The following is a 15,155-nucleotide window of genomic DNA, read 5'->3' on the forward strand; positions in this document are numbered from 1 at the left end:
CCGCGCCTATGGCTTCGAACTCGCTCACGGGTCAGGCGCCCTGCTGCGCGAAATCCAGCACCGGGCGCCCCTTCGGGTGCGGCCAGGACTTGTCAGCAATGCGGCGCCACGGTTCGCTCGCGTTGAGCGCCTCGCAGTTCACTGCGCCGCCTGTCTCAAGCTCGAGGGCTGGGCAATGCTCGGCCGGCACCGGACGGGTGCCGGAGGCCCACTGCGAGATCAAGACGGGCGAAACGCCGATCTTCTTGCTCAGGCGAGAAGCCTCGCCACGACGGGCGGCGGAAAGGTATGTGCGAAGGTCCATACCCTGCACTTTAGCGTTACGCAAAATAAGCGTCAATAGCGCAACGCGCATATACGCTTTTCGCGTTTTGCTATCGAATGCCTGCCCATGAAGGACATCGACGAAATCAGACGCCTGAACCTCAAGCTCGTGGAGAAGGAGGCAGGAGGCCCAGCGGAAGCCGCACGACTAGTTGCGATGTCGCTCGCGCAGTTCGCGAACCTCCGCGATGGCGCCAAGGACTCGAAGACTGGCAAGCCTCGTGGCATGCGTAAAGAGACGGCCCGCCGTATCGAGGTCGCCGCCGGCAAGCCGGAAGGTTGGCTGGATACAGAGCACAACGCGAACGGAAACGCCGTAGCTCCAGCAACGCCCGCCGCCGCCCCGCACGCGACCGCCGACGAGGTTGTGATCGTCCAGTACGACATCAGCGGCGGCATGGACACCCGCGGACGCCTGGTTCTCGATGGCGAGACTTCGGGCGAAATCAAGAGCTGGCGAGTCGACCGCGAGTGGCTGAGGGTGCACGTCCCCGTCTACACCAGCCTGCAGAACTTGTGCATCGTCACTGGGTTCGGCCCGTCCATGAAACCGATGTTCAATCCTGGCGACCCGTTGCTCATGGATCGAGGGGTCAAGCTGGTCGACCATGAGGGAATCTACTTCTTTCGGATCGGCGACCAGGGCTACATCAAGATCATTCAGCGCGTGCCCAATTTCGACAAGCCAGGCTTCGTGTTGCGCATTCACTCTAAGAACAAGGAAGACTTCCCGCCCTACGACATCTCCCCTGCAAACCCCGACTTCCACGTGATCGGAAAGATCCTGACCGTGTGGAAGAGCGAACAGTACTGATCACCTTAAAAGGACGACCATGCCAGGCGTAGAGCCCTGCCCTCTTTGCAACCGTCCCGCCAGCTACGTCGAGACGCAGCGACCTCATCGCGGGAAGCGCTTCGAATGCGTGAATTGCACCCACTTCTTCATCGATGAAGTAGCCGAACAGGTGATTCTGAACATGGTCGAAAGCACTCGCAGCGAAGCGAGGGCGAAGGCGAGCAAGCAGGCACAGGCATCGGGGCCAGATCGCCTGTATGTGATGCGCGCGCCGAAGCAGAACGAGCTGGGCGGGGACGGTCACGGGGTTGCCCGCAGCACCATGATGTCAGAGTGGATTCCGCGCTGACCTGATCGGTGTTGCGTCGGCCTCGACGATTCGAAGACCGCTCTCACCACCCAAAACGATCTGACGGCCCGCTGTGACCTGGGCACCCTGCCGCACTCGCCATTGCGCCAGCTGCAGACCATTCGTGATTTCCAGGCGGCCATCGCCAAAGCCTGTCGCCAGGCCGCTGGCATAGACCTTGTAGACCCTCCCGGCCTCGGCATCTACGCCGATCCACACCGGCAGATGGTCGCCTCCATCGCCGACCTTCAAACCCTCTGGGTCGAGGGAGCGCAGGAACTCCTGCGCACGCGCTGACTGCTCCATAGACATCCTTTTCTTCGCCCGCGCCGCGCGGGTTTTTTTTCGCCCAACCAAGCCGGGCGGTCAAAGTATCGCAAAACTTTTCGCGTTTCGCTATTGACCTTCATTTTGCGTTTCGCTAAATTACCGCTCACGGCCACTTCGAGCCGATGAGGAGCGCAAATGCACAGCAACCCAGGGCACACAGCCCTCACCCGGCCAGCAGCACTGCCGGCCCCCTGCCCCGATTTCAGCGAAGAACAGCTGATCGCCTTCGACCGCGGCTATGCGGCCGCAAAGGACACCGGTGCGCTCGACCGCACGCAGGCCTTGGCCGCGCTGAACCTCGATCTGTCGCACAACCGTTCGGCGAGGCTCGCATGATGGCGACGCTGATCGCCCACGGGCTGGAGCTGCAGCGCCAGATCGCGGCATTGCGCCAGCGTTACGCCGATGCGCGCCGCGTGCGCGCCATGTCGGCTCACTTCGGATGGTGCGCAGCATGAGCACCGCCCGCAAGCCAGCCATTCCGATGACCATGAAGCTCCGCACCCTGACGATGGTGATGGACTTCCAGGGCTCGACCGCCGACGGCATCGAACTCGCCTTCTGCGCCCTACAGAGCAAGCCCAAGACCCGCGCGAAGTTGCTCGAAAAGCTCGCGGCCCAGCACCAGGACATGCTGGAGCGCGAGGCGCAACAGCCCGTGAACGCCGAGGGGAAAGCATCGTGAGCGCCGCGCAGCACACGCCGGACGCTGCGGTGATCTCGTGGGACATCAGCGAGCGCGTGCTCTCCGATGGATCGAGTGTGTTCGACATTGTCGGCACGAGCGACGAATGCCGCGTCACCTTCTACTGCGCCGACGAGCTGACTGCGATGGTCTTGTGCGGCCAGTTGAATAGCAGCTCGATCACGGGCGCCGTGGCTGAGCGACTGCGCGTCGGTGCTGCGCCGGAGGAGAAGCTGTGCACACGCTGCAACGAAGAATGGCCTGCTGATACCGGCTTTTTCCGGTCGCAGCCCAAGACAGGCCAGCCAAGCCGCTTGGCCCCGTGGTGCCGTGCGTGCGAAGCAGAGCAGAAGGCACAGGCCCGTGCGCTTTCTCGCGCCGCCATCGCCAAGGCCACCGGGAGCGCGGCATGAGCGGCCACATCACCCTCGTGGGCGCGGAAGACGTTGCCCGCGCCGGCCACAACATGCAGCAGGCCGCCGACGAAATGCGCCGCGCTGCCTCGTCGCTCGAAGGCACGGCGGAACGTCTCGTGCGCGCATTCGAAGATTCGGCGCTGCGCATGCAGGAAGCGGCCGAGCGTATCGAACGCGCCATGAAGGGAGACGCCCAGTGAAGCAGCTCGGCTACGCCTTCCCCCTCGTCCCCGCGCCCGCCGACCAGCCCACGCTGGTGGGCACCGTGAACGCGGACGACCACCGCCCCGGCTGCCTCCCCCGCTCGCTCGAAGACGCCTTCGGCCCCGGGCAGCGCTCCAGCACCGCGCGCCTCTTCGTCGAAGTGCCGCGCCGCCAGCAGGTTGAAGAAGCAGCGGTGATCGCGGTATCCGCCCTCGCCGGCCTCTTCGTCATCGCCCTTCTCATCTTCGAAAGGATCGCATCGTGAGCGTTCGCCTTGTCCACCCGCCGCGCCCGCAGACCGGCGCCGCCACCACGCCGCCCGGCTTCCCGCCGGCCGCCAACGACGAGGCCATCGGCGGCCTCTGGTTTCCGTCCACCGGCCGCGACAACCTTTATGTCGGCGCACTGGTGCTGCTGCTGATCCTGGCCGCCGTGCTGCTCGGCATGTACGGCGAAGGCCCACGCGATTCTTGGTTCTCTCTGTGGGGCATCGCGAAGTGAGCGCCGCACTCGCTCACTCGGAGCCCGAGGTTCTCGTGACCAAGGCGCCCGTGATCCTGGCGCCGCGCAACGAGATAGCGACGGTGATGCACGCCATCACTGCCGCAGCCAACGACCCGAACGTCGACGTCGACAAGATGGAGCGGCTGCTGAACATGCACGAGCGCATGCACGCCCGCGCCAACGAACAAAAGTTCAACGCGGCGATGACGAAGGCACAAGCCGCGATGGGCCCGATCTCGGCCGACGCGGTCAATCCGCAGACGCGCAGCACCTACGCCAGCTACGCGCAGCTCAACCGCGCCCTGCGCCCCATCTACACGAAGAACGGCTTCGCGCTCAGCTTCGACACCGACGACAGCCCGAAGGAGAACCACATCCGCGTGCTGTGCTACGTGTCGCACGCTGCCGGGCACGTGCGCACCTACAAGTGCGACATGCCGGCCGACGGCAAAGGCGCCAAGGGCGGCGACGTCATGACGAAGACCCACGCCCACGGCTCGGCGATGACCTACTCCCAGCGCTACTTGCTGAAGCTGATCTTCAACGTGGCCATCGGCGAGAACGACGACGATGGCAACGGCGCCGGCGCCGGCGCCGACCCTGGCGACGTGAGGCAAGCGACCGACGCCGACCGACTCACCGATTCGTTGTTCCATCGCCTCCGCGAAACGAAGACCGACAAGGCAGCCGCGGCGCTGTGGGCGGAAGGGGCGAGCGCGCTGGCGGCGACACAGCGCCGCGACCTCTACACCGAGTTCAAGGATGCGGTGATCGCCCATCGCCAGCGGCTGAAGGCAGGAGTTCGTCCGTGATCCTGCTGAACTACCCCCAGGGGAGCGAAGACTGGTTGCGCGCGCGTTGCGGCGTGCCCACGGCATCGCGCTTCTCCGACGCGAGAGAGCGCGTGGGCGGGCTCACCGACCAGCAGCGCCTCTACGTCGAGGCGCTGCAGCTGGGCATGAACGAACCGGACGCGCGCGCCAAGGCGGGCTACAAGATGAAGCCGTCGGCCGGCGCCATCACCAAGGCCCTCAACGGTGAGCCGACCACGGAGCCAGGCGCGGCCGCGATCAAGTACGCCTGGCTGGTCGCGTTCGAGACGATCAGCCGCGAGCCGCTCGACGACACGTTCGTCACCTACGCGATGCGCCGTGGCCGCGACCTCGAGCCCAGGGCCCGCATGGTCTACGAGGTGCGCACTGGCGCGATGGTCGAAGAGGTCAGCCTGATCCTGACCGACGACGAGCGCTTCGGGTACTCCTCGGACGGCCTGATCGACGACGACGGCATGGTCGAGATCAAGTGCCCGCTGGCCTGCGACAAGCTGGGCCAGGTCTGGGCGAGCCCGGAGACGGCTCACCTGGAGTACCTCGACCAGATCAACGGCGGCCTGTGGATCACCGGCCGCAAGTGGTGCGACCTGGTCGTGTACTGCCCCTGGCTGGAGCCCGTCGGCAAAGACCTGTTCGTGAAGCGCATCTACCGCAACGAGGACGCCATCGAAGCCCTCGAAGCGGACTTGATCGACTTCAGCCGGCTCGTCGAGAGCTATCTCGAGATCCTGCGCACGCCGAAAAAGATGTCCGGCGCCGACAAGGTCGCAGCGGCATCGCTCCCGGCCGCCGACACCAGCACCAGCACCGCTGCCGCTGAGGCCATGCCCGCCCCCCAACCCACCCTTTTCGCAGACCCCGCGCCGCTTGTGCGCGCCGGCAATGCAGTCATCGACAACCCCTTCTGAGAGGCCCTATGTCCGAACTTTCCACCGTCACCCCGAACGCAGTTGCCGCCCAGCCGCAGACCATTGCGCAGGCCGCGCTCGCGCTCTTCTCCCCACTCGAAACCGAGGTCAAGACCCTCGCGGAGCGGTACCGCGATGTCGCCTTCGACATGAGCACGCCGAAGGGCTTCAAGTCCGCCAAGGACGCACGGCTCGAGCTGCGCGAATCGGGCCGCTTTGCCCTGCAGCGCCTGCGCGACAGGACCAAGGAACAGCTCAACGACTGCAAGAAGGTGGTCGATGGAGAGGCCGCGCGCCTGATCGAGATCGTGAAGCCCATCGAAACCGCCGTCGATGAGCAGATCACGGTGCATGAAAACAAGCTCGCCGCCGAGAAGGCCGAGCGCGACCGAAAGGAAGCCGAGCGCGCGCAGGGGTACCTGGACGCCATCGCCAAGATCGAAGGCTACGCGGCCAAGGCCGAGGGCCTGCCCATCGAACGAATCGAAGCCGGCCTGGCCTACGTGCGCGAGATCGACGTGAGCGCCGCTGTCTTTGAAGACTTCACGGTGCGCGCCGCGGCCCAGAAGGACGTGACCATCCGCGCGCTGGAAAAGATGATCGCCGACGCCCGGGAGCGCGCCGCCGCGGAAGAGCTGCGCGCTGAGAACGAGCGGCTACAGGCCCAGCTCGAGGAACTGAGACGCCAACAAGCACCGGCCCCGGTGCCAGCGCCCGCACCGACGCCCGCCGCGGCACCTGCAGCGCAGGAAGAAGCCGTCGAAACGAGTGCGTCGGCCGAGCCACCGAGCCAGCCACCGGCAGTTGCTGCGCCTTCGCGCGGTCGCATCACGCATGCGACGGACCCCGCTCCCGCCTCCGTGCCGGTCCGCCAGTTCGCCGCGGGCGCCGTGGCCGCCAACGAGGCCGCGCCGGCCGGCGCCCCCACTCTGCGCATCGGCGACATCGCCGCGCGCTTGGGCTTCACGTTGACCGCCGAGCAGCTGCGGGGCCTGGGCGTCGAGCCCGCAACCCGCGAGCGCGGCGCCACGCTCTTTCACGAGCACCAGTTCCCCGCCATCTGCGACGCCCTCGCGCGCCGCGCCACCGAAGCCAAGGCCGCGCACGCGCTGCGCCTGGCCGCTTGACCGTCCACCACCAGGAGCAACCATGCCCGTGACCACTTCCGCACCCGCCGCCCACAACGACGAAGCCGAACTCATCGTGATCGCGATGAAGCCCGTGAAGTCTCAGCAGGTGGCCTCCATCGGCTACGACGCCGGCAGCAAGACCCTCGCCGTGACCTTCACCCGCGGGCCCGGCACCGTCTACCAGTACCCGGGCGTCGACGCCAAGGTGCACGCCGACTTTCTCGCTGCCGAATCCATCGGCACGTTCTTCGGCAAGCACATCAAGACGCGGCCCTTCAAGAAGTTCGCGCCGCCCAAGGCCGCTTGACCAGTTTCGGGTGATTCGTCGGCCGGGCAGCTCCTCCTCCATCCCTCCTCCCTTCCCGGCCGGCCCGCGCAAGCGGCACCCAATTTCATTCCTCGCACACCACAGGTGAACACCATGGAAATCCGAATCAACCTCGACCTCGAGGCAGCCGTCGCTGCCGCACTGACGCCCGAGAAGCTGGGCCCAATCCTCGACAAGCACCTCGCCGAGGCCATCAAGGACGCGATCAGCGAGGTGACGGGCTACAACAGCGAATTCCGCAAGGCCTTGAAGAATCAGCTCGGAGCTGTGCTCCCTCACGGGCTGGCGGTCGACGACGTCGCCAAGTTCCAGCAGGTGCTGAACCAGTCACTGGCCAGTCTGGTCGGGGGCATGAACGCCGAGTCCATCAACACCGCGTTGCGCAAGGTCGCGGGCGAGGCTCTGCCCGATGTGCCGGCAGTGGTGAAGCTGTCCGAACTGATGCAGCACGCGCGCGTCGGCTTTCGCAAGGACCAACACGAGCCGTTCTACGCCCTGCTGGAAACGTCGGACTACGGCACTCACTACCTGTACCTGCACGGCGACCCCGCTCCCGGATCATCCTCTGGCTACGGGAGCAGCAGAAGTCGAGAAGACGGCAAGTACCAGGCGCAGTACCGGCTATCGATCTTGAAAGAGGGAGAGGTGTACGCCCTAAAGCTGGACGGCCGCCAGATCACCCCGGCCTCGCGGCCCGACGTCATCAGCCGCTTCGATGCGATTTTGATGTCCATGTACGTCGGCCGCACGCGCCTGGAGATCGACATCGACGCCGACGACGTGGAAGCGGCAGCAGCCGAGCAATTCGACTGAGGCGGCCATGAGCGAGAACACCAAGATCGAGTGGGCCACCCACTCCACACGGCTACTCTGCTGCGTGCACCGCCTTGTGGCACGGCTTGCAAAGAGTGATCCCGTTCGCAAGATCCAAGCGCAGCTCAGGATAGCTGGCGAATGGCTTGAGATGGTGCGCGTTCAAGTTGCGGCCACGAGCGTCACCGCAGTGCTGGCACGTGAAGAGATCCCGGAGCATTACGTCGTAGCGCCAGCGCTTGTAGGCCTCGGTGAGTCGTTCCCCATGTCGCTCGGCGTTCTTACCGTCGACATAGCTGTGGCACTGGGCTCCGCGCGGTGCCCGCTCTCTCACGATCTTGCTGATTCGGGCTCTTGTCTCTGCGCTATGCCGCTTCCCCAGGCGCTGGCTCGGCCGTGCTCTCGCCGCTGTGCTCATGGCCGCTCGGGCCTCGGGCGAGTGCGTGCGCCCCTTGAACGTGGAAACCCGTCCCCGCAGCGACGAGTACGGGTCTGGAGCGCGTCGGCAGGTCTTGCAGCTCGCCGTGCGTCCATCATGTCGAGATCGATCCGCATCAAAAAGGGCGATCGACTTCCACTCCTTACAACACGTGCAGCGCTTCAGGCCGGCGGCCTTTCGCTCCAGGAACTCGGAGAGTTCCAAGCCGGCCTTCTTGGCCGCGATCTTCAGTGCACCTTCGGGGGTTTGAGCCATGCGCCAGCATACCGCTCGCACGGCGGCCGACTGCTGGACGGCCGCGAATGGAACGAGGTGCCAGCATGATCTCAGTTCGTAGCCTTGCGCGCCTGCGCGTGCGTAATCTCTGCGATGTACTGATTCGCAAGCGTGCCGTAGGAAATCTGGGCCTTTCCGAGGGCGAAAGTGAACGCCTGGCGCTGCGCCATGGAAACGCTAAAAGTCTTGTCGCGACGCTTGGCCAGTTGACGCATTTCTGCAGAGGCCTCCCGAAGCGCATCAAGGAGGTTGTATGCCGTCCTGACTTCCTCGTAGCTCGGCAAATCTTGAAATGGGAGCTGGCCCAATCGCGCAACCTCAAGGTCAGCCTCATCGACAAGCGACAGAGTGGAACTCCAGTCATCCCCGAAGCCGACATTGCGGGCGACGTGCGCCTCAGCTCGCTGAAGCGCGCCCATCGCTCGCTCAGCGATGGCCACATGCACTCCGACCTGCCTAGCGCGGTGCGCGGCCTCCTCTCGCGACCGACGCAGCGACTCTCCCTTGTACTGCCCTGCCGGCACGGCGATTGCGACCGAGATCGCAATCAGCGACCCGACAGCCTGCACCCAAGCAGGCGCATCGCTTTTCGACGCCCATATGCCAATCGCGTCCCAGCCCGGGTAGATCGCGAGAGCAAGGCCGCCAAAAAGCAGCACCAGCGCGAGGGCGCCGACGACCGCGCCTGGTGTTCCGAGTTCCTTCCGCATCTACCCCTCCGAGGTTGGGAGCCCGAAGTATGACCGAGCGCCCCATCCTCTTCAGCGCACCTATGGCGCGCGCCACGCTGCGCGACGCGAACCCAAAGACGCAGACACGGCGGGGCGTGAAGTGGCGCAATGTGCCCGCCGGCTTGAACCTCGGCTTCTCAGGTCTGGCCGTGTACAGCTACGCCCCGGGCCTCTACACGCTGGAAGGCCAGCGGCGTGACGGGGCCTGGGAGCGCCGCAGCAGCCCGATGCGCTGCCCATACGGGCAACCCGGGGACCGTCTCTGGGGCCGCGAGACTTTCTACGCCTGGGGCCGCTGGGAAACCCGCTACAGCGCCAAGAAGGGCCGCGACGAGTGGCACTTCGTGGACATGACGCTGGAGTGTGGCAAGACCTACCTCTACGCCGCCGATGGCCCGCGGCCACAGCCGCTCGGCGGCAAACGCGACGGCGGCGTCACACCGAGGTGGTGGAAGCGCCCAGCCATCTTCATGCCACGCGCCGCGAGCCGCATCCTGCTCGAGATCACGACCGTGCGCATCGAGCGCCTGCTGAGCATCAGCGAGGCCGACAGCATGGCGGAAGGCATCGAGCGCTACGCCGGCCCCCTGCGATGGGTTCGGTATCTCGATGCCATTTCCGGAGAGCCCATTCACAACAGCGCACGCGAGGCCTACCTGGCGCTCTGGAGCGCCATCAACGGAGCCGGCAGTGCCGCCGACAACCCGTGGGTGTGGACTGTCGAATTTCGGAGGTTAAAGCCGTGAACGCTCCCCGCGACCCGATCACCCCGTGGAACCCGTCGCGCAGCGCCACCGCGCGCGTGAGAAACCCACTGCCCGTGCCCGAGTGCTGCCCGAACTGCCGCTCGCCGGTCTTTATCGACTCGAACAGTTGCATCTACGGACGTGAGCACGGGGAATGGCCCTGGGCTCTCATGTGCACCGGCTGCGATTCCTACGTGGGGCTGCACCCCTTCACGGGCATTCCGCTCGGCACGCTGGCCACGCCCGAGATCCGCGCCGCCCGCAAGGCGGCCAAGGCCGCCTTCAACCCGCTGTGGGAGGGCGACCGGGCCCAGATGACCCGCACCGCCGCCTACGGCTGGCTCGCCGCCGCGCTCGGCATCGCCAAGGTCGAGGAATGCCACATCGCGTGGTTCGGTGTCGCGCAGTGCCGTGCCGTCGTGGCGGCGATTCGGGCGCGCGGCCCAGCACCGAAGCAACGCCACACCTGCCACTGGCCCGGCTGCGAGCGCGACGTCCCGCCGGCCATGTGGGGATGCAGCCCGCACTGGTTCACCCTACCCAAGCCACTGCGCGACGACATCTGGCGCACGTACCGGCCCGGCCAGGAAGTCACGAAGACCCCGAGCGATGCCTATGTCGCCGCCGCGCGCGCCGTGCGGCGATGGATCGCCGAACACCAGGAGGAAAAGACAGCATGACCATTTCGATTGAAACCAGCGAATCCGAAGCCCTGCCGTGGGCGCCGCGCGGCGCGGTTGCGACCGCCCGGCCCGCGCTCGAGACGGATGCGGCGCCCGTCGCCGACAAGTTCAAGGGCGACAACGCCCACCTGGTGCGATGCATCCAAGCCCTGCTCAACCTCGATGCGAGGGGCGCGCTGGTGCCGCACGGCATCGGGAGCCATGCTCGCGATCTGCTTAGCGCCGCCGCCTACCGACTGCCGCTCGTCGCGACACCGGCCGCACCGAGCGCGGGGGTGACGCGGGAATTTGCCATTCTCGTGAATCGCGAGGCCTGCCGCATGTTCCCCGAGAGTCGCGATGAGCGCATCGCTTTCGGTGAAGGTGCGCGATGGTCCGCCGCCCTTGCCCAGCAGGACGCGCTCGTCGCGAATGTGAGGGCCGAAGCAGGGCAGTTCGAAGCCTTCCTTGACCACTGGGTGGAAGGCACTCCCGATCCGCATAGAGAGATCCTTCGGGAGAAAGCACGCGCGAACATCGACCGCGAGGCGGGCGAAGATTTGAAAGAGGCATGGGAGGCTTGGCTGGCCGGCGCCGCGCAAAACGCCGCCGCACATGCAGCAGCACTGCAGGCCGTGACCGATGAAGCCATCTTGGCGCTGAACGCTGGTGAACGCTTCTTCAGCGAGTCGCCATCGAAGTACCCGGAAGCCGGCTTCGGCACCCAGTACCACGCGGGCAAGCCTGGTGTGCTGCAGTTCGCCCGGGCAGTGCTCGTCCTTGCCGCCCCCATTCAGGCAACGACGAGCCCTTCCAAGGGAGCGATGCTGTGAAGCTCTGGATCGACACCGAATTCAACGAGTTCCAGGGCGCGCTGATCTCGCTGGCACTGGTAGACGAAGTGGGCCGCGAGTTCTACGAGGTGCTGGAGTGCCCTGAGCCCGGCGCTTGGGTGGCTGCGAACGTCATGCCGATCTTGGGGCAGGCGCCGATCCCGCTCCCGCTGTTGCAGCAACGCCTGCAGGCGTGGCTGTCGCTGTACACCTTCATCCATGTAGTCGCCGACTGGCCTGAGGACATCGAACACTTCTGCCGCGTGCTGATCACAGGGCCAGGCCGTCGCATCAACACGCCGCCGCTCTTCATGGAAGTGCGGCGGGATATCGATGCCGTCTCGCAACTGCCGCACAACGCACTCGCGGATGCAAAAGCCAACCGCCTGGCGCATCTCTCGATGGATGCAAAGGGATGGCCACAGCCATGACCTTCGATCTATTCGCAGACCTTGAGCCAAAGGCCGCGCCACCCGCCCAGGCAGCGGCCGCGGCTCTACCACGCACCGACGCCGCACGGTACCCGATGGACCCGACCGGCGAGCCCAACCGCTGGCTGTACCGCGGCGTGCTGGTGGTCTACGACGGTCGCCGGCAGCCTGGCTCGTCCCTGGGCCACTGGCGAACCGTGGAAGGTATCGGCATGCCGGTGCTGCACAGCGACGACCGAGTCGAGGTCTGCCGCGCCATCGGCGCCCGACTGGACGGGAGCGACCACGCATGAGCTGCCGCGACATCATCATCCAGGCACTGCCGGGCACCCAGGCCGAGGTCGCGCAGTGCGTGCAGCGCAGTCGAAGGACCGTTTGCGTGGAGCTGGGCGCGCTGGTGACAGTCGGGCGCGAAGCGCACATCGGCGAATGGCTCACCCAGCCGCGCGGCGGCAAGCCCATCGCGGTCTACGTTGCGGGCCCTGGCCCCAACGCGCCGCGGCCGCCGCTCACACGCGGCGCGCTCTACACGAAGCGCAGCCGGATGCGCGACGCGCTCGCGCCGACCAGCTACGGAGCCCGAGCGTGACGCGCACCTACAAGGTCAAGGGCAAGGACGAGTTCGGCGTCGAGCTGGAGCGCACCGGCGACCTGGTGCGCCTGCGCACGCACACCCCGGGCTGGCCCTTCCCGGCCGAGCGCACCCTGCCGCGCCAGGCGCTGGTCTGGATCTGCGGCGACCCCGAGCCGCAGATGCCCCCGGCGCCGGCGGGCGACGACACGGTGCCACCCAACGAAAACCAACTGGTGCGCCGACGCGCACCACGCACAGCAAATCGAAAATTGAAGGACACACAACATGCCTGAATTGAGTGTGCGGCTGCTCACGTCGACCGAAGTGGCAGAGCTGCTTCGTTGCACAGCGCAGTCGGTGGAGGTCGCCGCGCGCGCCGGTCGGTTGCCTGGCATCCAGTACGGCCGCGAATGGTTGTTTCCTGAGGACGCCTTGTTCGAGGCTCTGCGCCTCGAAGCGCTCGCGAACTTGAAGGCGGCACTACGCGCCCCTGCGGCGCCAGCACCGCCCGCCGAACACGCTGCCGGTGCTCACGCCTTCATCGCGCAACCCAGCCGCCGCAAGGCCGCGAACAACAGCCGAACGAGGCCCCGGCCTGACCTCATTCCTCTCACCGGGTAGCGAAAACGGGTCGCAAACCGCTAAGTCGTTGTCAGTGTTGTATTTCTGCTGCCTTCTAAGCAGGTTGTCGGGGGTTCGATCCCCTCCGGGCAGGCCAATTCAGCATCCATCAACGTCCATTGGTGTCTTGTGGATCGCTCTTCTCCCTCTGAAAAGCTCGAGCGTTTGTCCATCAACCTCCGTTCGCGTCCTATCAAATCCAGGGGTGTTGGATTCCGCCGATCTCTGACCCTAGGGGGGTGCGGCGGAAAACTTGGACTACCAGGAGGTAGTTCATGTATTCCTACGAAGATCGGATTCGAGCCGTTGAGCTCTACATCAAGCTCGGCAAACGCGTCAGACCCACTATCCGTCAGCTGGGTTACCCAACAAAAAATTCTCTGAAGGGCTGGTATAACGAATACCAGCAGAAGCTCGACTTGCCAGCGGGCTATGCGGGCCGGCGACCCAAGTTCTCGCAGGAGCAAAAAGCGGCAGCTATCGAGCACTACCTCACTCACGACCGCTGCATTGCTGCCACCATGAGGGCATTGGGCTATCCCGGCAGAGGGACACTAACCGCGTGGGTTCGCGAGGCCATTCCTGAGGCCAGAAGGGCTGTCGTTGGAAGTGTGGGGCGACGAAGGTATTCCGGGGAGCTGATGCATGCGGGAGTCATGGAGCTTTGCACGCGTGAGGAAAGTGCGCAGGCTGTAGCCGACAAGTTCGGCGTGTGCCGGCCAACGCTGTACAACTGGAAGAACCAACTTCTGGGACGTGAGGCACCCGCATCCATGAAAAGCACCAATCAATCTCCGCCGTCGCAAGAGCGCGACGACCTTGAGCGCCAGGTTGAGTCACTGCGCCGCGAAGTCAGGCAACTTCGCCTTGAGCAGGACCTCTTGAACAAGGCCAACGAACTGTTAAAAAAAGGCCTGGGCGTCGACCTGCAGCTCCTGTCCAACCGGGAGAAGACACTGCTGATTGACGCCCTCAGGGAGCACTATGGCCTGCCAGAGCTCCTTGCACAGTTGGACCTTGCGCGTAGTTCGTACTTCTACCATCGGGCCCGCGCAGCGGTGGGCGACAAGTACCTGAAGGTGCGGCAATCCATCACCGACATCTTTGAGTCGAACCACCGCTGCTATGGCTACCGCAGACTGCAAGCATCGCTCACCAGACAGGACGTCGCGATCTCCGAGAAGGTCGTGCAGCGGTTGATGAAGCAGGAAAGCCTGGTTGTTCCAAAGCCCAGGAAGCGCAGGTATGCGTCATACCTTGGCGAGATCAGTCCAGCGCCTGAGAACCTCATCAACCGCGACTTCCAGGCCGCGGTCCCCAACGAGAAATGGCTCACGGACATCACGGAGTTCCAGATCCCGGCTGGCAAGGTGTACCTCTCGCCCATCATCGACTGCTTCGATGGAATGGTCGTCAGCTGGACCATTGGGACCAGTCCGGACGCTGAGTTGGTCAACACGATGCTGGATGCGGCCATCGAGACAGTGGCCGAAACTACTGACCGGCCTGTGGTTCACTCCGATCGGGGCGGCCACTACCGCTGGCCAGGTTGGCTATCAAGAATGAGCGACGCGAACTTCACTCGCTCGATGTCTCGCAAGGCATGCTCACCTGATAACGCAGCTTGCGAAGGCTTCTTCGGTCGGCTGAAGAACGAGCTGTTCTATCCTCGAGACTGGAAGAACGCCACCATCGAGCAATTCATCGAGGCGGTCGACTCGTACATCCGCTGGTACAACGAGAAGCGGATCAAGATCTCTCTTGGCTCTCTCAGCCCTATCGAATACCGGGTGAGCCTTGGACTTGCGGCATAAAACCAGTCCAAGTTTTTATCCGCACCCCCTTACTGCGTTTAGTGGGTCAATTTTCGGCAGCAATCAACATCGATTTGAACAACATCAATTGCTGATATGGCCGCGAGGTGTGTATTGAGTAATAGGCATTCACTGCCGATAATACTTTTCACACAAATACCCGATGTCGGCAAACAGACTGAAAAGCAGCTGTCTACGGACGCCAGCAACGAACCGTCTGCCGTCGATCACGCGCGGCACGATGTCTGCATTGAGGCCCATACCCGACTGCCAACGCCGAAGATACAGATGCCGGGCTTCGCGCCATGTTCCAGCCTGCTCTGAAATTTCCAGCGCGCCCTGTACGTCGATTCGCTGATACCGGAAGGTATTTTCAGCGCCGTGCTTCTTAGGCAGTTGTAGGCTAAA

At 64.8% G+C, this 15,155-nt stretch carries 27 protein-coding genes; 23 read left to right on the forward strand and 4 right to left on the reverse strand.

What is annotated here, in order from left to right; genetic code table 11:
* Positions 1-31 precede the first annotated feature (31 nt).
* Entirely contained in the window at positions 32-304 is a 273-nt protein-coding gene (locus RZE79_RS17765; protein WP_319355649.1) for a YdaS family helix-turn-helix protein, read from the reverse strand.
* Positions 305-391: 87 nt separating this feature from the next.
* On the opposite strand from RZE79_RS17765, the gene RZE79_RS17770 reads away from it, so the two are divergent.
* Entirely contained in the window at positions 392-1,138 is a 747-nt protein-coding gene (locus RZE79_RS17770; protein ID WP_319355650.1) for a S24 family peptidase, read from the forward strand.
* 19 nt (positions 1,139-1,157) lie between these two features.
* On the forward strand, positions 1,158-1,469 hold the full coding sequence (locus RZE79_RS17775) for a hypothetical protein (RefSeq protein ID WP_319355651.1): 312 nt from the start codon (positions 1,158-1,160) through the stop codon (positions 1,467-1,469).
* Here the strand turns inward: RZE79_RS17775 and RZE79_RS17780 are convergent.
* Entirely contained in the window at positions 1,449-1,775 is a 327-nt protein-coding gene (locus tag RZE79_RS17780; protein WP_319355652.1) for a hypothetical protein, read from the reverse strand. The genes RZE79_RS17775 and RZE79_RS17780 overlap by 21 nt on opposite strands.
* Positions 1,776-1,934: 159 nt before the next feature.
* Between RZE79_RS17780 and RZE79_RS17785 the strand changes: the two genes are divergently transcribed.
* The 12 genes from RZE79_RS17785 to RZE79_RS17840 all read left to right on the forward strand — a co-directional run bounded on the left by RZE79_RS17785 (position 1,935) and on the right by RZE79_RS17840 (position 7,620).
* Positions 1,935-2,135 (forward strand): hypothetical protein, encoded by a 201-nt coding sequence (locus tag RZE79_RS17785; RefSeq protein WP_319355653.1) that lies wholly within the window; start codon positions 1,935-1,937, stop codon positions 2,133-2,135.
* Complete coding sequence (locus RZE79_RS17790; RefSeq protein ID WP_319355654.1) at positions 2,132-2,257, forward strand: hypothetical protein; 126 nt, start codon at positions 2,132-2,134, stop codon at positions 2,255-2,257. The genes RZE79_RS17785 and RZE79_RS17790 overlap by 4 nt, the downstream gene beginning before the upstream one ends.
* A complete protein-coding gene (locus tag RZE79_RS17795) occupies positions 2,254-2,484 on the forward strand; it encodes a hypothetical protein (RefSeq protein WP_319355655.1) in 231 nt (76 codons plus the stop codon). The genes RZE79_RS17790 and RZE79_RS17795 overlap by 4 nt, the downstream gene beginning before the upstream one ends.
* Positions 2,481-2,897: a hypothetical protein gene (locus tag RZE79_RS17800; RefSeq protein ID WP_319355656.1), complete on the forward strand. Its 417-nt coding sequence runs from the start codon at positions 2,481-2,483 to the stop codon at positions 2,895-2,897. The genes RZE79_RS17795 and RZE79_RS17800 overlap by 4 nt, the downstream gene beginning before the upstream one ends.
* A complete protein-coding gene (locus RZE79_RS17805) occupies positions 2,894-3,100 on the forward strand; it encodes a hypothetical protein (RefSeq protein ID WP_319355657.1) in 207 nt (68 codons plus the stop codon). The genes RZE79_RS17800 and RZE79_RS17805 overlap by 4 nt, the downstream gene beginning before the upstream one ends.
* Complete coding sequence (locus RZE79_RS17810; protein ID WP_319355658.1) at positions 3,097-3,369, forward strand: hypothetical protein; 273 nt, start codon at positions 3,097-3,099, stop codon at positions 3,367-3,369. The genes RZE79_RS17805 and RZE79_RS17810 overlap by 4 nt, the downstream gene beginning before the upstream one ends.
* Positions 3,366-3,605, forward strand: a complete 240-nt coding sequence (locus tag RZE79_RS17815; RefSeq protein WP_319355659.1) for a hypothetical protein — start codon at positions 3,366-3,368, stop codon at positions 3,603-3,605. The genes RZE79_RS17810 and RZE79_RS17815 overlap by 4 nt, the downstream gene beginning before the upstream one ends.
* Positions 3,602-4,420 (forward strand): ERF family protein, encoded by an 819-nt coding sequence (locus RZE79_RS17820; protein ID WP_319355660.1) that lies wholly within the window; start codon positions 3,602-3,604, stop codon positions 4,418-4,420. Before RZE79_RS17815 ends, RZE79_RS17820 begins: the two co-directional genes overlap by 4 nt.
* Positions 4,417-5,349, forward strand: a complete 933-nt coding sequence (locus RZE79_RS17825) for a YqaJ viral recombinase family protein (protein ID WP_319355662.1) — start codon at positions 4,417-4,419, stop codon at positions 5,347-5,349. Before RZE79_RS17820 ends, RZE79_RS17825 begins: the two co-directional genes overlap by 4 nt.
* A gap of 8 nt (positions 5,350-5,357) precedes the next feature.
* Positions 5,358-6,476, forward strand: coding sequence for a hypothetical protein (locus tag RZE79_RS17830; protein ID WP_319355663.1), 1,119 nt, complete (start codon positions 5,358-5,360; stop codon positions 6,474-6,476).
* 22 nt (positions 6,477-6,498) lie between these two features.
* A complete protein-coding gene (locus tag RZE79_RS17835) occupies positions 6,499-6,786 on the forward strand; it encodes a KTSC domain-containing protein (RefSeq protein ID WP_319355665.1) in 288 nt (95 codons plus the stop codon).
* A 114-nt stretch (positions 6,787-6,900) separates the two neighbouring features.
* Complete coding sequence (locus tag RZE79_RS17840) at positions 6,901-7,620, forward strand: hypothetical protein (RefSeq protein ID WP_319355666.1); 720 nt, start codon at positions 6,901-6,903, stop codon at positions 7,618-7,620.
* A gap of 52 nt (positions 7,621-7,672) precedes the next feature.
* Here the strand turns inward: RZE79_RS17840 and RZE79_RS34775 are convergent, their stop codons facing one another.
* Positions 7,673-8,314, reverse strand: a complete 642-nt coding sequence (locus tag RZE79_RS34775; protein WP_373696486.1) for an HNH endonuclease — start codon at positions 8,312-8,314, stop codon at positions 7,673-7,675.
* A gap of 71 nt (positions 8,315-8,385) precedes the next feature.
* Positions 8,386-9,045 (reverse strand): hypothetical protein, encoded by a 660-nt coding sequence (locus RZE79_RS17845; protein ID WP_319355667.1) that lies wholly within the window; start codon positions 9,043-9,045, stop codon positions 8,386-8,388.
* Between the two features lie 29 nt (positions 9,046-9,074).
* On the opposite strand from RZE79_RS17845, the gene RZE79_RS17850 reads away from it, so the two are divergent.
* The 9 genes from RZE79_RS17850 (at position 9,075) to RZE79_RS17890 (ending at position 14,747) form a co-directional block, all read left to right on the forward strand.
* On the forward strand, positions 9,075-9,812 hold the full coding sequence (locus RZE79_RS17850; protein ID WP_319355669.1) for a hypothetical protein: 738 nt from the start codon (positions 9,075-9,077) through the stop codon (positions 9,810-9,812).
* A complete protein-coding gene (locus RZE79_RS17855) occupies positions 9,809-10,492 on the forward strand; it encodes a zinc-finger-containing protein (RefSeq protein WP_319355670.1) in 684 nt (227 codons plus the stop codon). Before RZE79_RS17850 ends, RZE79_RS17855 begins: the two co-directional genes overlap by 4 nt.
* The gene (locus tag RZE79_RS17860; protein ID WP_319355671.1) at positions 10,489-11,307 is read left to right on the forward strand and encodes a hypothetical protein; all 819 of its coding nucleotides are present in this window, start codon (positions 10,489-10,491) and stop codon (positions 11,305-11,307) included. Before RZE79_RS17855 ends, RZE79_RS17860 begins: the two co-directional genes overlap by 4 nt.
* Positions 11,304-11,738, forward strand: coding sequence for a hypothetical protein (locus RZE79_RS17865; protein WP_319355672.1), 435 nt, complete (start codon positions 11,304-11,306; stop codon positions 11,736-11,738). Before RZE79_RS17860 ends, RZE79_RS17865 begins: the two co-directional genes overlap by 4 nt.
* Positions 11,735-12,031, forward strand: coding sequence for a hypothetical protein (locus RZE79_RS17870; RefSeq protein ID WP_319355673.1), 297 nt, complete (start codon positions 11,735-11,737; stop codon positions 12,029-12,031). Before RZE79_RS17865 ends, RZE79_RS17870 begins: the two co-directional genes overlap by 4 nt.
* Positions 12,028-12,327, forward strand: a complete 300-nt coding sequence (locus RZE79_RS17875; protein ID WP_319355675.1) for a hypothetical protein — start codon at positions 12,028-12,030, stop codon at positions 12,325-12,327. Before RZE79_RS17870 ends, RZE79_RS17875 begins: the two co-directional genes overlap by 4 nt.
* Complete coding sequence (locus RZE79_RS17880; protein ID WP_319355676.1) at positions 12,324-12,605, forward strand: hypothetical protein; 282 nt, start codon at positions 12,324-12,326, stop codon at positions 12,603-12,605. Before RZE79_RS17875 ends, RZE79_RS17880 begins: the two co-directional genes overlap by 4 nt.
* Positions 12,598-12,933, forward strand: coding sequence for a helix-turn-helix domain-containing protein (locus RZE79_RS17885; protein WP_319355678.1), 336 nt, complete (start codon positions 12,598-12,600; stop codon positions 12,931-12,933). Before RZE79_RS17880 ends, RZE79_RS17885 begins: the two co-directional genes overlap by 8 nt.
* A gap of 275 nt (positions 12,934-13,208) precedes the next feature.
* The gene (locus RZE79_RS17890; RefSeq protein WP_319355680.1) at positions 13,209-14,747 is read left to right on the forward strand and encodes an IS3 family transposase; all 1,539 of its coding nucleotides are present in this window, start codon (positions 13,209-13,211) and stop codon (positions 14,745-14,747) included.
* Positions 14,748-15,155 lie beyond the last annotated feature (408 nt).

This window comes from Variovorax sp. EBFNA2 (genome assembly GCF_033802765.1).
GTDB lineage: Bacteria > Pseudomonadota > Gammaproteobacteria > Burkholderiales > Burkholderiaceae_C > Variovorax > Variovorax paradoxus_H.

Coding starts and splice junctions, on each gene's coding strand:
- RZE79_RS17765 (WP_319355649.1), bottom strand. CDS start 304: ATGGACCTTCGCACATACCTTTCCGCCGCCCGTCGTGGCGAGGCTTCT.
- RZE79_RS17770 (WP_319355650.1), top strand. CDS start 392: ATGAAGGACATCGACGAAATCAGACGCCTGAACCTCAAGCTCGTGGAG.
- RZE79_RS17775 (WP_319355651.1), top strand. CDS start 1,158: ATGCCAGGCGTAGAGCCCTGCCCTCTTTGCAACCGTCCCGCCAGCTAC.
- RZE79_RS17780 (WP_319355652.1), bottom strand. CDS start 1,775: ATGGAGCAGTCAGCGCGTGCGCAGGAGTTCCTGCGCTCCCTCGACCCA.
- RZE79_RS17785 (WP_319355653.1), top strand. CDS start 1,935: ATGCACAGCAACCCAGGGCACACAGCCCTCACCCGGCCAGCAGCACTG.
- RZE79_RS17790 (WP_319355654.1), top strand. CDS start 2,132: ATGATGGCGACGCTGATCGCCCACGGGCTGGAGCTGCAGCGCCAGATC.
- RZE79_RS17795 (WP_319355655.1), top strand. CDS start 2,254: ATGAGCACCGCCCGCAAGCCAGCCATTCCGATGACCATGAAGCTCCGC.
- RZE79_RS17805 (WP_319355657.1), top strand. CDS start 2,894: ATGAGCGGCCACATCACCCTCGTGGGCGCGGAAGACGTTGCCCGCGCC.
- RZE79_RS17830 (WP_319355663.1), top strand. CDS start 5,358: ATGTCCGAACTTTCCACCGTCACCCCGAACGCAGTTGCCGCCCAGCCG.
- RZE79_RS17835 (WP_319355665.1), top strand. CDS start 6,499: ATGCCCGTGACCACTTCCGCACCCGCCGCCCACAACGACGAAGCCGAA.
- RZE79_RS17840 (WP_319355666.1), top strand. CDS start 6,901: ATGGAAATCCGAATCAACCTCGACCTCGAGGCAGCCGTCGCTGCCGCA.
- RZE79_RS34775 (WP_373696486.1), bottom strand. CDS start 8,314: ATGGCTCAAACCCCCGAAGGTGCACTGAAGATCGCGGCCAAGAAGGCC.
- RZE79_RS17845 (WP_319355667.1), bottom strand. CDS start 9,045: ATGCGGAAGGAACTCGGAACACCAGGCGCGGTCGTCGGCGCCCTCGCG.
- RZE79_RS17850 (WP_319355669.1), top strand. CDS start 9,075: ATGACCGAGCGCCCCATCCTCTTCAGCGCACCTATGGCGCGCGCCACG.
- RZE79_RS17860 (WP_319355671.1), top strand. CDS start 10,489: ATGACCATTTCGATTGAAACCAGCGAATCCGAAGCCCTGCCGTGGGCG.
- RZE79_RS17870 (WP_319355673.1), top strand. CDS start 11,735: ATGACCTTCGATCTATTCGCAGACCTTGAGCCAAAGGCCGCGCCACCC.
- RZE79_RS17875 (WP_319355675.1), top strand. CDS start 12,028: ATGAGCTGCCGCGACATCATCATCCAGGCACTGCCGGGCACCCAGGCC.
- RZE79_RS17885 (WP_319355678.1), top strand. CDS start 12,598: ATGCCTGAATTGAGTGTGCGGCTGCTCACGTCGACCGAAGTGGCAGAG.
- RZE79_RS17890 (WP_319355680.1), top strand. CDS start 13,209: ATGTATTCCTACGAAGATCGGATTCGAGCCGTTGAGCTCTACATCAAG.